A 14,660-nucleotide genomic window follows, 5' to 3' on the forward strand; every position below is an offset into this window, starting at 1 on the left:
CTCATAACTCCTAACTATTAACTATGCCCAATTACCAATTACCAATTTTCAAATCAAATGCTCAGCATTCATACAAACATTACTCAAAGCGAATCTTGGATATCTAAATATCGAGGTAAAAAACCTTTATTTGCTTGCGTTCTAGGTTTTACAGAAACAGGCTTAATTCCTGGGATTTCCGCAGCTGGCAGCACTCCCGATGACCGAAAATATACAGCGCTCGCTGATGCTGAATTTTTATACTATGGAGCGGATAGAAAAGGGCAATATCCTTTACCTCCACTGATTGCGGGTGCTTCTCCAGTATTTATTACTCGCGCTGTAGTGGAAGAGTTAAATATTCCAGTTTATTTATTTAATGCAGGTTTATTAGTTTTACCAACCGTGCCAACAATCGATTTAGAAGGCGTACCAGCTAAATGTTTAAGTCAAGGTGCGGCAATGGATATAGCAACGGTACGGCATTTATTTAATCAAGGAATGATTTGGGGTGAAAAACTTTCGCTTCAGCAAGAAAATGGATATTTGGTTATAGGTGAGTGCGTTGTTGGTGGAACTACTACTGCTTTAGCTGTGTTAACGGGCTTAGGTATTTCCGCAGGAGGTATGATTAATAGTTCTCACCCGGTTTGTAATCATGCACAGAAATGGGAGATTGTCCAAGCAGGATTGAGGAATATGAGACTGCCAGACAACCAGACAAGGGTACAAAAGGAAATTGAGAATATAGATCCGCTTCAAATAGTTGCGAGTGTGGGAGATCCAATGCAGGCTGCTGTGGCTGGAATGGCTATTTCTGCAAGTCGTAATAGTGGTGTTTTGCTTGCTGGCGGTACGCAAATGTTAGCCGTTTTTGCCTTGGCAAGCGCAATTTGTGAGTTTTATCATCTTTCTTGGCAACCTAAAGAAATAGTAGTTGGTACTACTCGCTGGGTTGCCTGCGATTCTACTGGTAAAACAGTGGAATTAGCCCAAGAAATAGCTAGAGAAAGGGCGATAGCACCATCTCTACTTGCTACAGAACTGTCTTTTGAGAATTCCCGTTACGTACAGTTACAAGCTTACGAACAAGGCTTTGTTAAAGAGGGTATGGGTGCTGGGGGAGCTTGCATTGCTGCTTATTTAAATGAAAACTGGCAGCAAAAACAACTGTTGGAGGCTATTGAAGCCCAGTTAAGCCGTTATTGGCAGATATAGGAATTTTACGCAGTGGAAGCAGTCTCGACAGCAGCCGATTGCATCTTTAATTAGGAAAAGCCCTTTCCCCCTGCTTGCTTAGGAATTGATTCTCTTGAGTAGTAATTGCTCTTCTAATGCAGCAATACGATTATATGCTGCCGTTAATTGTGCTGTAAGTCTTTGAATTTGGATATCTGGAGTTAAGTGCTTATCCCCTGCTTCAAAATTGCCGTCTAAATAAACATCATCTACTAACACATCTTTGTGTTCTAAGTCGGAATTGAAAGCAATAGAATCTTTCAATTGATATTCTCCTAAATCGCCTACCGTTTCATGATTTTCTTGACCTTGACAGGCTGCTGCTAAATTACATTCTGTTAAAGCTTGAGAAACTTTACCATCTAGCTGCTCAACCACTTGATAAAGGTCGTCGAGCTTACTACTCAAGCTCAACACTTGATGCTTTAACTGCTCCATTTCATACCCTCGTTTTATACATTTCTCTATATTATTCTTTCTATTGCTGAAGTTAACTATACTTATGATTTATTTAACCTTTAGGTCTTTGTTTTTCAAATCTATACTTAACTCATTCATTAGAAATAAATCTAAACAATACTTCGGGTAGATGCTTTAATTATTTTATAGAAACTTTATCTAAATTCTTATGAGTTGATAGCATTAAAAATATCGAGTAAAAAAATAGTGCAGCTATGACTGCAAATGTTATACATCAACAGTTTAACGCAAATATAAAGAAAACATAAAGGCAAAACAGTAAGTGATTTAACAGGAATCTAATCAAACTCTTTTATGCCTGCAAGCTATATATATCAAAGCTTTTGACGATATTATGGCTCATTTTATTAGGTTGCCTAATTGTCAATTTTAGACATAGAAATTTTATGCATGTTAACGAATTTGATAACTGCATTTATTTGAGAATCGAGGATAGTTAGCTCAGCCCAAATATTTAGCCTGATTCGCTTTAGGCAACAAGTATTGAACATCAGCCAATACCGATAGTGAGTAAGTCAGTGTATCTTTACAAAAAATTGTTACAAACAGCTTCTATAGATACAAATATAACTAGATAATTAGAATAAAAAAATCAGCGTTTTATGGCATTTATCAAGTTATTTTTGCTTATATTGCCAATAATGATGTGAATAATAAAATTTGAGTCTCTAAATATTGGATTGATTATGGGAAAAATAAATCATATATATTGCACGATACAGCCTTTTTCTGTTGTCTAGAATACAGAAAATTGAATGAGCGAGAGAATTTCACGATCCTGTAATTGACTGAAATGAAAATGGTTATACTCAAAAATTTGAGGCTGGCATAAAATAATTAGCTGTGATAATTAGCTCCAACCTTACCAGGTTACGAAATATATCAGTTACAATCGGCGAAAGCAGTTCATAGAATACATAAAAAGCACTAAAACTAACAGTTAGTATGCACAGACGCTCATTTTTGTTCGGAACATCTACACTTCTTATATCGCAAATGCTTGTAGGATGTAATGCTTCCAAACAGCCTCAATTAACAGTACAGGTACTCAAAGGTTCTATTCCGGGAAGAATACTTAAAGAATTTCAAGAAAGTTTATCTCAAAAAGCACAGCTGAAGTTTTCGCCGGTAGTGCAGTTGCGACAGTTATTCAAGCAATTGCGAAGCCTGCAAAAAAACGAAGCAGCACAAAAGGAATCTGAAGGTTTTGATATCTCTGGGTTATTTGGCAAATCTCCAGCCAAGAATATTGATTTACTTACTTTAGGAGATTTTTGGTTGCAAGAGGCTATTGAAAAAGAACTTATTCAATCATTATCCCGCGAAGACTTACAAAATTGGTCTAATTTATCCCCGAAATGGCAAGATTTGGTAACTCGTAACAATCAAGGTTTGGTAGATAAGCAAGGACAAATTTGGGCTGCACCTTACCGTTGGGGTAGTACGGTGATTATATATCGTAAGGATAAATTAAAAAAATTTGATTGGAAAATCGAAGATTGGAGCGATTTGTGGAGAGAAGAGCTAAAAGGACGAATTTCCTTACTCAACCAACCACGTGAAGTTATTGGATTAACGTTAAAAAAATTAGGGAAGTCTTATAACAGCGAAAATTTACAGTCAATAAAATCTTTAAAAGAAGAGTTACAGGTTTTAAATCAACAGGTAAAATTTTATAATTCAACTAACTACATCGAACCGTTAATTCTTGGAGATACTTGGTTAGCAGTAGGTTGGTCTAATGATATTGTGTCTTTAGTTTCTCGTTATCCGCAATTAGGCGTAGTCGTTCCGAATTCAGGAACTGCACTTTGGGCTGATTTATGGGTACAACCCAAAGTTACAGGTAAAAAGGATGAAACTCAAGAGAGTTTATCAAATAAATGGATTGATTTTTGCTGGAAACCTCAGATAGCAAAACAAATTGCAGTGCTTACTAAAGCTAATTCCCCGATTGATACAGAAATACCAGCATCTGAAATTCCCAAACCGTTGCAAAACTTGTTGTCTGCAAATCCTGAAGTTTTCGAGAAAAGCGAATTTTTACTTCCTTTATCTTCCTCAGCAGTTAAGGAGTATGATTCATTATTCAGGGAAATGAAAAGTAGCTAGTACCGCTTCGCGGAAGTAAGAAGTAAGAAGTAAGAAGTGTGATTTTCGAGGCTTTTCAGGCATTTTTAATGGTTGCCTTATTTACGCCGACTTATACTAGAGTATTAGTTAGAAGTGTTAGTCAGCAAGCTGGTAGCATTCATATCGATATTACATAGAGGAGTAGTTAAACTCAAATTACACGTATAGGTTGCTAAAGGTTCTTTTTCGTAGTTAAAAACGCGGATATTGTAACCGTAAGTTCGTGCTACGCTACCCAAATGATTAACAAATTTATAACGTTCTAAATAATCTAATACGCTCCAAATTTGCTCGTTGACAATCAAATCCACTCTTCCCGGTTGAGAATTAATCGCGGGGTATGCTATCCAATTATCTAGAAGTTTATTTTCAGATTGTTCCTGCGCCCACCACAGACTGGGAACAGTTAACTGCTGTTGATAAATAGTATCTGCCGTAATTACATTACCTCTAGGGTTAGTTAGTAAATCTAATTCTAATGAAGCTTGAGAAGGTGCGGGGATTCGAGAATCTCGTGCTTGTGCAAATTGAGCCGGTAATACAGAAAGCGTGCTAATAACAATACTGAAAATTACAGAAAATTTAGACATGATAAATTATTAATGTTTATTAAAAATATATTGACTAGTTTGTTATGCTGTGATGTTCCGTTGTTATTATAATCTTCAAATATAACTTTTTCTAGTTAAGTAATTAACCTCTAAATTTTATTTGTCTGTTGAATAAAAAAGTAGCAAGTCATACTTAAACTAACTCCGATAATGAAACTACGTATCCACAATGGATGTAGTTTGCGAGCTAGATAAGCACTACTGTAAGCACCAATAATTGCACCGGCAGCCATAATACATGCTTCAAACCAAATAATTTTATCGGCAAAAGCAAAATGGGTAATAGCAGCTGCATTAATACAGCTTGCTAACCAAGATTTATAAGCATTTATTCTGTGGATATTTTGCAAACCAGTAAAATTCAATAGAGCTAACATCAAGATTCCACTACCACCACCAAAGTAACCTCCATAAGTTGCAATAGCTAATTGCCAAGGCAAAATCACAGTTAACGGCAAGCGAATTGATTCAGAATTTTGATTGCGTTTATTTAAAAATTTCATCAGCGGTTGACTGAAGATAAATAAAAGCGTTGCTATTAGCATTAAGTATGGAACTAAAGCGGAAAATTTAGCTGGGGATGTATGTAAAAGTAAGTAAGAGCCAAAAATACCTCCCAGGATGCTGACACTACTTAGTAATAGTAATAAATGACGTTGGCTCAAGAATTCCCGACGATAAGCCACAGTACTAGCAACAGTACCAAACCATAATGCTGTTGCATTGGTAGCATTTGCATTAATAGAAGGAATCCCCGATATTAAAAGTGCAGGAAAAGCAATCAAACCACCACCACCAGCTACACCATTAACAATTCCTGCAAGCAATGATGCGGTGAATAAGAAAATTATTGATTCCATAGTAAAAGCTAGTTATCAGTTATAACGCAATCAGTGAAATCAGCGAAATCCATTTAATCCGTGATAGTCACTTTTTTATTGCTTTAACTTGAATCCTTCGATAATCAGCAAACCATCTTCCATCTCGATATAGCTTTGGTTTCAACTGCTTTTCGACATCATTAATTACTTGATTAATTTCTTCTGCTGATAATCCCTTAAAGAAATTACCAGCAAACATTTTTATCCAATTACTCAAACCAGCATCGTCTTGTAATAAAGTTGGACGGTAAAATAAATTGCTATAAACAATTTCAAAACCATGATTTTCTAACTTTGCAGCATATTCACCTATGCTAGGAAAATACCAAGGATTTAATTTTGATGCATCAACACCAATTTTTTCTAATGCTGCGTACAAAGCTTTCACAATTGACTCAATATTTCCTTTGCCACCAAATTCAGCGATAAATCTTCCACCTGTTTTAAGCGATTTATTAACACTGCTAATTACTTCATCTGCTTGAGGAATCCAATGGAGTACAGCGTTAGAAAAAACAGCATCTACGGGTTGTGGTAATTCAATTTGTCTAGCATCCGCAACTTTAAATATTAGTTGCGGATAATTTTTTTGCGCTTTTTCAATCATTTCAGATGCGCTATCAATTCCAATTATTTCGGCACCCGATTCGGCCATTTTCGCTGTTAATTGTCCCGTACCACATCCTAAATCTAAAACTGTTTCGTTTGGTTGTGGGTTAAGAATTTCTAATAAATTTTCGCCGTATTTCCAGACAAAAGCGTGTTTATCTTGGTACAGCGAACTGTTCCAACTATTATTATTGGATACTGATGTTTTATTCATTTGGGTTAAATTATTTGTTTGGTTTCAAATAGATGGAGACGTAGCACTGCTGCGTGTCTACATTTATTACTTTAAATAAGGTTTGGAATAGTGTCCAATACTTATTTGATACATGATTAATATATAAAAGATATATATTGATTTTACTTGGATAAAATGCAGATGAACCTCACCCCCTTCCCCTCTCCTTATTAAGGAGAGGGGTGTCTGTTGAAAACTAATTTTCTCTCCTTATTAAAGGGTGTTTGTTGAAAACCACTATAATTACAATTCAAAATTGAAAGATGGAACTAAGACATCTACGTTATTTCGTAACCTTGGCGGAGGAATTGCACTTCGGTAGGGCTGCCCAAAGACTACATATTGCTCAACCTCCGCTGAGTCAACAAATCCGTCAGCTAGAAAATGAGTTGGGTTTTGAATTATTTCACCGTACTAAACGTAAGGTGGAATTAACTGAAGCGGGAAAAGTGTTTCTAGTTGAAGTACAGCGAATATTTCGACAACTCGAACAAGCAATCTTTTTAGGAAAACAAGTTAGTCGGGGAGAAATCGGACAGTTGGTTATTGGGTTTGTCAGTTCTGCTGCGTATAATATTTTGCCCGATATCTTACAAAATTCTCGGAATAGCATTCCTAATGTAAGTTTGGAATTACACGAATTAACTACAGACGAACAATTACGCTGGTTAAATTTGGGTAGGATTGATGTTGGTTTTGTACGCCCACCAGTAGATCAAAAAAAATACGAATCAAAAATAGTTTTTCAAGAATCGTTGATAATTGCAGTACCAGAAAATCATCCTTTAGCGAATCAAGACAAAATCAGTTTGAAATCCTTAATTAATGAATCTTTTATCTTATTTCCTCGCTTTTTAGCTCCGGGGCTTTACGATTTAATTATTAGCTTTTGTCAGCAAGTTGGTTTTAGTCCGAAACTTGCTCAAGAAGCGATTCAAATGCAAACTATAGTAAGTTTGGTTGCTGCCCAAATAGGTGTTGCAATCGTTCCAGAATCGTTACAAAATCTACAACGCAGGGGAGTAGTTTATAAATATTTCGTAGAAGAAACGCCAAAAGTTAGTATTGCGATGATTTGGCGTAAAAATGATGTTTCGGTGGTTTTGGAGAGGTTTTTGGAGATATTTTAAGTATGCTTATGAATACCTCCATTTACTTTAGGATTTCTCTAAGACTCAGGTGCTCCGAGAAAATCTCTTTTACCTAGCTCTACTCCACAATGTCTGAGAATGTCATAAGCAGTGGTGACATGAAAATAGACGTTGGGCAGAATAAAGTAAAGTAAAAAAGGCATTCCTTCAAACGTCATAGTCTCTTTACCAACTGGAAGAGAAATCGATTTTTCCTCCGAGCCATCAATGACATCAGGTGTTAAAGTTTCTAAGTAAGAAGTGGTTTTTTGAAGACGAGCAATTAGTTCGGGAAAAGTTGTTTCATTATCTTCAATGTTTGGTGCTTCCGATTCCGCTAATCTTGCTGCACCTCTTCTAGCAACGTCTGAAGCAATTTGAACTTGCTTACTTAAAGGGAACATATCCGGATACAAACGGCTATTAATCAGTACAGAAGGGTCTATATTTTTAGCTTCAGCATGAGCAGCACCTTTTTCAAGAATCGCTACGAGGTTATTCAGCGAGTGAATAAGTGGAGGTACACAAGCTTGATACATCGAAATTGTCATGAATTTTATCCTAGTAATTACCAATTAAAATTTTCATGAAATAGCAATAGGTACTTCTACCTCTTCTGTACGCCATGCAGCGTAAGAAAGTGCTTCGTAAATATCCTCAGATTCTAAATAGGGATAAGCTTTGAGGATATCTTCTGGAGTATGTCCGCAAGCCATCAAGCCAACAATTGTACCCACAGTGACGCGCATTCCTCGAATACAAGGTTTACCTCCCATTACTTCTGGGTTAAAGGTAATTCTAGTTAATGTTTTCATTTAATAGATATCAATTTTTTATATTTTAATAAATAAATACATTAGTTTCCAACAGTTCCCCGAGTCACACCCAACTGACTTTGTAAATTCAATTCTCTCCACAATTGAGAACCTTTTATTTCACCATTAAGCAACTGTTGATATCTATAAATTGTTTGCTCAACTTCTTCAGGCTTTTCATTGACAAATTCAATCCGAAAATTCTGCAAACCCAAATCCAAAAGCTTATGTACGTATTCCGCACCAGTTTGAGGAGTACCGTTAAATACTGTATTCCGACAACCAGCGTCGGCTTGTAAAACGTGTTCGGTTCCGACTCTATCTTTTATTTTTACCTCATATTCTTCGCAAGGTCTTCCACAATTGCGGAAGTCGGTACCTTCGGAAAGAAAAGCACAGAATACACAATGTTCCATATGAAACATCGGCATATGTTGGTGTATTGTCACCTCATACCAATCGGGAGGGGAGGTTTTTAATAAATCTTGGAGTTGATGAATATTTAAATCGTAAGATGCGGTGAGACGTTCTAAATGAAAGCGATTTTTGAAATAATCCGCTGTTAAGGAATTAGCAACATTTAACGAAAAATCCCCAATACATCTTTCATCCGCAAAGAATTTTAAATGGTCATAATTCCGAATCAAATAACCATCAGCATTAGAATTAATTACCTGCTGTAAAATCCAATTTTCAGAAGGTTTTGTAATTCTTGGAGGTGCAACAAATAGGAGGGGGGGATTGGGGGATGGGGAGAGGGGGGGAGAAGATTTTTTAACTGTTTCAACTGCTTCGCGATATTTTCTTGGGTCTTCAAATTCGCAATATATTGTTTTAATTTCAGTTTTTAATGCTGCTTCTAATTGATTTAAATTTCTAACTAAAACAATTAAGTTTGCAGAATCGGAAATTATAGAATTTGAATCAATAGAAGGAAGTAAATTTTTCAAAGAAGCATTTTCGTTAATGACCCATCTCTTAGGCTGACTTCTCAATTCTTCCAATTTCGTAACAATTTCCCGACGCATTTTATTTAATTCGCTGACTGGCAACATCAATCCACCATTGATGCAATTTGTCACATCTTTTAAATAAAAAGGAGTATTACCCAAACGTCCGAATTGCTCTGTTAATCTTTCTGTTGTTAAAGGTTTATTATGCGCTTCTACTAATACAATCCCAGATTCAACCTTTACTAAATTGCCAATTTCATCGCGAGCAATTGCAATTAAATTTCCTTCAACTTCCCCATGTACTTCTATATCAATCGGACGCTGAAGCTTTGGTTTATCCCCTGCAAAACTTTGTCTTAACTGCTTATCCAGTTCCGGATCTGAAGTTTTCCATAACTTGTCACCAACATGAATTCGTCGCCAATTTAAATTACCTTTCCCGAAGCTGAGTACAACATCCTTACCTTGATTTTCCACCCCATAAATTCTGCCACCTTCCTCCTTAGCTTCCGGGTGTCCGCAATCAAACACCACACCATCACCGGGTTTAATAGGGATGGAGACGTTATGTATAACGTCTCTACATGATATTGTTACTTTTTCTTTGTTAATACTTTTAACTTCTCCTAAATAAACTCCACGCTTCTTACCAAACCGAGCGTGAACCAATTCTTGATTATTAATTCCCTCAAACCATCCCGTATAAATTCCCCGAGAAAACGCCATTTCGAGATTGTATTTTTCTCGATCCCCCCAACCCCCCTTAAGAAGGGGGGCTTTTTTCTCCCCTTTCTTTTCCCCTCTTTTATAAGGGGGGCTAGGGGGGATCTCAACCTTTAACCCGTCCAATGCTTCGCGATAAACCTTAGTCACATTCGCAACATACTCCGGCGACTTTAAACGTCCTTCAATCTTCAAACAACTAACGCCGGATTTTACTAAATCCGGTAGAACATCAAGCCCAGCCAAATCTTGAGGACTCAATAAATATTTGCGATCGCCTAAATTTATTGTTTCACCATCTGCTATTAACTCGTAGGTCATCCGGCAAGCTTGGGCACATTCACCACGGTTAGCGGAACGTCCTCCCAAAGCTTCGGAAGTTAGACATTGTCCGGAATAAGCAACACACAAAGCACCATGAACAAAAACTTCCAAGGGTAAGGAACTTTCTTGTGTCTGCTGCTGAATCTTATTAATTTCCTTAATCGAACATTCCCGAGCCAATACAACCAAATTACAACCAAGCTCCTTCGCAAACTCCACCCCAATCGCACTAGTTACCGTCATCTGCGTAGAAGTATGAATGGGAAAGTCGGGTGAAATGTGGCGAATTAAACGACAAATTCCGACATCTTGAACGATAACCGCATCAACCCCAGCAGCAATAATTGATTTTATGTAGCGCTGTGCTTGTTTTAATTCTTGGGGAAAAATCAAAGTATTGAGAGTAACGTAACCCTTAACTCCACGGAGGTGAAGAAACTGCATTAATTCCGGTAAATCCGCTTCCGTGAAATTCTCCGCACGCATTCTAGCGTTGAACTTATCCAAACCAAAATAAATCGCATCAGCACCGTTTTCTACAGCAGCTTTCGCGCATTCCCAGTTACCAGCAGGAGCGAGAAGTTCGGGTATTTGTGGGGAGTTGGTTGTCATAGCGGATTGGAAGCAGTTTGATTACACCATTGTGATTGTAGCGTTGGTGGTGGGGAAAGAAACTTTGATTAAGTATTAAGTCATTTTAAACAATGCTTAAAACGATAGCTAATGCTTGTGAAACTAATTCCATTTGTGTATCTGAAAGTTTTCCCAACTGTTTGATTAATCTCGTTTCAGAAACAGAGCGAATTTGAAACGTATCAATCGCAGACACTTTTACCAAACTATTTTCAGTATTTGGTTCAACTTTAATCATCCAAGGACGAATTGCAAACCTTTCCTTCCAGTCGGTTATTGGTACAATTACCTTCAAAGGTAAAATACCGATGGCATTATCATTTACTATGACACAAGGACGAGTTTTATTAATTTCCTTACCAATTGTTGGATCTAAATTAACTAACCAGATTTCACCTCTATTCATGAGTATGCTTCTCAATTAACTCATTATCTGAATATTCGTAAAATTCTTCCCCATCAATAGCAGTAAAAATATTTAATTCTCCTTCTGGAGCATAATCAGCAATTGCTGTCATAGCAGCCAAAGCTAACTGGTGCTTTTGTTCTTCTTTTGTAAGTGAATCTTGTTCTTTGCTAATTAATAACAAAGCAGCTTCAGCTATTTGTAAGCGTTCGCTAATACTAAGGTTTGGCAGTACTTCGATGATTTGACTAGTTTCCATAGGTACTTGAAGAAGGTTTATTTTAATTATGAGTCAGGAAGGTAGAAGAAAAGAGACTATGATTTAAGAAAATTTAAGAAAAAACTCTAAGTATCCTGCTGGTTCAACTTCTTCAACGTTTGCACCAATTCGCTGATAATACCTATTGTCATACATTACAGGAGCTTTACCACCCTTTATAGAAAATACTACAACATCTTTGCTGTAATAATTAACAATCTTAATGTTTGTGCCAATATTATCTTTTACTGCTTGCTCAATAGGTTGAGATTTAACTTTTTGTATCAACCATTTGAAAAAATTATCAAGATTACCTTTAAGTCTCGTAGCTTCATGACCTATACCTGTAATTTTAAATTTATTGTATTCAACATTCTTAATAGAATATAAATTCTCTATTCTTTTCGCATCAGCTTCGTTATCAGCTACCCCAACACATATATATCCAACTGCACTACAAGAATGATTAGCCATAGCAGTAAGAGTTTTGATTATCTTACTAAAACTAGCTTCATCGAATTCTCCTTTTCCATCTAATCTTGTAAAGCCTTGTTTGAAATCAAAAAGAGTTTGTTCTGTTTTAGATTGTGTTAATAGTGTTTCAAATTCAGTTAACCAACTATCAGTAGCAGGATCTGCCTGTTTCTTCTTTTTAAATGCATCTTTTATAATGCCTATAACCGCACTTATATTAGTATTTTTGTTTTTCGCACTCCAGTTACCTCCTGTTGTTATTGTAATATGTTGACCTATATTTTTTAATTTTGATACAAGTATTTTATAGCTCTTTACTTCCATATTTTCTTTAAACATCAAATCATGAATACTTAAAAAAACTATTTGAAAATAGCGAGGCATACTTTGCAGTGGTCGTGGAAATATCAATTCACTAAATCTACACTTCGATTCATCTAGAATCTGACGTATTTGGTCATATACCTTTAAAAATCTTTCTCTAATTTTTTCCGGATTAATTTTTTGGAGTGCTATTTCAATTTCTTCTTGTTTTGAGCTTCCTTTTACTCCATAAAATTCATCTAATCTTTCGGAACTGCTTCCTGTGACTTCTGGTAATGCCATATAAGCAACTAAATCTGCGACTATTTCTTCATCGTTAGACTCTCTAAACTTTTCTTTTGTTAAAACATTATTTACAACCCAAAAAATATCATCAATCTTGATTCCATATTCAAGGTCTTTATTCGTTATACTTATTAATTTCATATCATTTAAAAGTAGTATATCCGAAGCTGAGATATCTGTTCTTATTTCACTAGATATTTTTCTAACTAGTTCAGGAAAATAAGCTGTTGCCCCAGAAGTTCTTAGTTCTTGTCTAGACAAATATTTACCATTTGAATTAATTCTTCTGAATACTTCATCAATTTTATCTTCATCATTAAATGAATAAACTGAAAGCGGCATTACATAACTAGCTATAACTTCACATACACTTCGTTCTAGTATTGGTGTTTTTTGATTAACTATTCCTTGATCAAAACAAGATTTAGACTCGACCATTGTTGCTAGATCAAAAAACTTACCATCAATTTCAAATTCACCTTCTATAAAAGATGTTATTGCATTTAACCTTTGCATTCCATCTATAATTTCAAAGACAGATTTACCTTCTTTATCTGTTTGGGCTAATAATATTATTGGTACAGGGAAACCTTGTAGTATTGAGTCAATAAATGCTCTCTTTTCCTCAATTGTCCAGACTAATTTTCTCTGATATCTTCTGTTAACGTAAAAAATATTATTAATATAAAAGTTATAAATTCGTTGTATAGGTTCGCTTCTGATAGAAAGCTCTTTTTGGACAGAAGACGGAGAAAATTGAACTGAAGAATTCGACATGATTGAAATTTTACATAATAGTATTTACATAGAATATATATTAGCTAAGTAAGTTAAACAAGTTGGGTAAAATAGAAGACAATCCAAAATCCAACATCCAAATCCCCCTCACTCCCACAATCTCCTCCCTTCTTTCCCCTTCAATCTCTCATGGGTATCTTTCAACAAAGCGGGAATATCCAACTCCTCGGGACACTTGGGTAAACATTCCCCGCATTCGGTACAGCGACTACCCTTCATTCCCGGAAACCAATGTCCGGCATTTTCAAACATTCCGTAGCGATATTTCCCGTAATCTTCCATCTCATAAGCAACTGCTAAATTCCGCAGTCGCAATACTTCGGGAATGTTAATATTTTCGGGGCAGGGTAAGCATTCATAACACTGACTGCATTTTTCAGCGTCTAAAACTGTATTTTGATGCTTTTCTAATTTTTCAAATACCGAAATTTCTTCTAAAGTTAATTCCCCGTCGTTATTGGCAACTTTTAACGGTTCAATTAATTCTTCAGGATTCGCAGCACCGATACTCAATGTTGTTACGCGCTTGTCACTGAGTAAAAAACGATAATTTAATTCTAAGGGAGAAAACGGATAAGTTAATTCTTCTAATTTTTCTGGTGGTGTATATAATCTTCCTCCTTTGTCGGCAGGAGAAATTATAAAAATACCCATGTCTTTTTCTGCTGCTAACTTAACCGCAGCAGCATTACGCTGAAAAAAATAGTAATAATGCAGATTGATAAATTCAAAAAAATCTGTGTTTATCGCTGCCAAGATTATTTCTAAGGGCGCATGAGTAGAAAAACCGACGTGACGTACTCTACCGTACTCTACTGCTTCCCGTACTGCTTGCATACAGCCATTTTCAGCCCGTACCCACTCAAGATGCTGCCATGTATTTAAACCATGAATACCCAAGCAATCAAGATAATCTAGCTGCAATCTTTCTAAAGATTCATCGATGCACCGACGCATGGTATCAGCATCAACTGTGGGTGGAATTTTACTAGTGATATGCAGTTGGTTGCGGGATACAGACAATCGGGCTTTTAACGCTTCACCCAAATACTCCTCACTTTTACCATAACCACTAGCAGTTTCTATATGATTAATTCCCTGTGCTACTGCTTCATTAATAGTTCTTCTTGCATTTACAGGTGAAGCCAGATAGCGCATCGTTCCCAAGGAAAACACTGATAAACGTAGATTTGTTTTCCCGAAGCGTCGGTATTGCATCTTTTGTATCAAGTTAGGAGTTAGGAGTTAGGAGTTAGGAGCCAGAGTTGTAAAAACTGTGTATCGAATAAGTATTTTACCTCTTAACTTCCGCCCTCATATACCGCCATCAAGAGTACTTTTCGCCCTTTAACTTAACTCTTAACTCGTA

14 protein-coding genes are annotated in these 14,660 nt (G+C 36.2%); 3 read left to right on the forward strand and 11 right to left on the reverse strand.

The window, feature by feature from the left end; all coding sequences use genetic code 11:
• Window positions 1–57: 57 nt before the first annotated feature.
• Window positions 58–1,197, forward strand: coding sequence for a nicotinate mononucleotide-dependent phosphoribosyltransferase CobT (gene cobT, locus RIV7116_RS05515; RefSeq protein WP_015117287.1), 1,140 nt, complete (start codon window positions 58–60; stop codon window positions 1,195–1,197).
• A 78-nt stretch (window positions 1,198–1,275) separates the two neighbouring features.
• On the opposite strand, the gene RIV7116_RS05520 is transcribed toward cobT, so the two are convergent.
• Window positions 1,276–1,656, reverse strand: coding sequence for a hypothetical protein (locus tag RIV7116_RS05520; protein ID WP_015117288.1), 381 nt, complete (start codon window positions 1,654–1,656; stop codon window positions 1,276–1,278).
• A 987-nt stretch (window positions 1,657–2,643) separates the two neighbouring features.
• Between RIV7116_RS05520 and RIV7116_RS05525 the strand changes: the two genes are divergently transcribed.
• Window positions 2,644–3,810, forward strand: a complete 1,167-nt coding sequence (locus RIV7116_RS05525) for an extracellular solute-binding protein (RefSeq protein ID WP_015117289.1) — start codon at window positions 2,644–2,646, stop codon at window positions 3,808–3,810.
• Window positions 3,811–3,914: 104 nt separating this feature from the next.
• Here RIV7116_RS05525 and RIV7116_RS05530 read toward each other — a convergent pair whose 3' ends face one another.
• The 3 genes from RIV7116_RS05530 to RIV7116_RS05540 all read right to left on the reverse strand — a co-directional run bounded on the left by RIV7116_RS05530 (window position 3,915) and on the right by RIV7116_RS05540 (window position 6,146).
• Window positions 3,915–4,421, reverse strand: a complete 507-nt coding sequence (locus tag RIV7116_RS05530; RefSeq protein WP_015117290.1) for a hypothetical protein — start codon at window positions 4,419–4,421, stop codon at window positions 3,915–3,917.
• Window positions 4,422–4,531: 110 nt separating this feature from the next.
• A complete protein-coding gene (locus RIV7116_RS05535) occupies window positions 4,532–5,302 on the reverse strand; it encodes a sulfite exporter TauE/SafE family protein (RefSeq protein ID WP_015117291.1) in 771 nt (256 codons plus the stop codon).
• Window positions 5,303–5,369: 67 nt separating this feature from the next.
• Window positions 5,370–6,146 carry a trans-aconitate 2-methyltransferase gene (locus tag RIV7116_RS05540; protein WP_015117292.1) on the reverse strand — a complete coding sequence of 259 codons (777 nt, stop codon included), beginning with the start codon at window positions 6,144–6,146 and terminating at the stop codon, window positions 5,370–5,372.
• A gap of 284 nt (window positions 6,147–6,430) precedes the next feature.
• Between RIV7116_RS05540 and RIV7116_RS05545 the strand changes: the two genes are divergently transcribed.
• Window positions 6,431–7,297 carry a LysR family transcriptional regulator gene (locus RIV7116_RS05545; protein WP_015117293.1) on the forward strand — a complete coding sequence of 289 codons (867 nt, stop codon included), beginning with the start codon at window positions 6,431–6,433 and terminating at the stop codon, window positions 7,295–7,297.
• Window positions 7,298–7,335: 38 nt separating this feature from the next.
• On the opposite strand, the gene RIV7116_RS05550 is transcribed toward RIV7116_RS05545, so the two are convergent.
• The 7 genes from RIV7116_RS05550 to RIV7116_RS05580 form a co-directional block, all read right to left on the reverse strand.
• The gene (locus tag RIV7116_RS05550) at window positions 7,336–7,848 is read right to left on the reverse strand and encodes a DUF1993 family protein (protein ID WP_015117294.1); all 513 of its coding nucleotides are present in this window, start codon (window positions 7,846–7,848) and stop codon (window positions 7,336–7,338) included.
• Between the two features lie 33 nt (window positions 7,849–7,881).
• A complete protein-coding gene (locus RIV7116_RS05555) occupies window positions 7,882–8,112 on the reverse strand; it encodes a DUF433 domain-containing protein (RefSeq protein ID WP_015117295.1) in 231 nt (76 codons plus the stop codon).
• Between the two features lie 41 nt (window positions 8,113–8,153).
• On the reverse strand, window positions 8,154–10,724 hold the full coding sequence (locus RIV7116_RS05560) for a U32 family peptidase (protein WP_015117296.1): 2,571 nt from the start codon (window positions 10,722–10,724) through the stop codon (window positions 8,154–8,156).
• An 85-nt stretch (window positions 10,725–10,809) separates the two neighbouring features.
• Window positions 10,810–11,151, reverse strand: coding sequence for a type II toxin-antitoxin system PemK/MazF family toxin (locus tag RIV7116_RS05565; RefSeq protein ID WP_015117297.1), 342 nt, complete (start codon window positions 11,149–11,151; stop codon window positions 10,810–10,812).
• Window positions 11,144–11,410 (reverse strand): hypothetical protein, encoded by a 267-nt coding sequence (locus tag RIV7116_RS05570; RefSeq protein WP_015117298.1) that lies wholly within the window; start codon window positions 11,408–11,410, stop codon window positions 11,144–11,146. The genes RIV7116_RS05565 and RIV7116_RS05570 overlap by 8 nt, the downstream gene beginning before the upstream one ends.
• Window positions 11,411–11,473: 63 nt before the next feature.
• Entirely contained in the window at window positions 11,474–13,270 is a 1,797-nt protein-coding gene (locus tag RIV7116_RS05575; RefSeq protein ID WP_015117299.1) for a DUF262 domain-containing protein, read from the reverse strand.
• 108 nt (window positions 13,271–13,378) lie between these two features.
• Complete coding sequence (locus RIV7116_RS05580; protein WP_015117300.1) at window positions 13,379–14,509, reverse strand: aldo/keto reductase; 1,131 nt, start codon at window positions 14,507–14,509, stop codon at window positions 13,379–13,381.
• Window positions 14,510–14,660 lie beyond the last annotated feature (151 nt).

The organism is Rivularia sp. PCC 7116 (assembly GCF_000316665.1).
Classification (GTDB): domain Bacteria; phylum Cyanobacteriota; class Cyanobacteriia; order Cyanobacteriales; family Nostocaceae; genus Rivularia.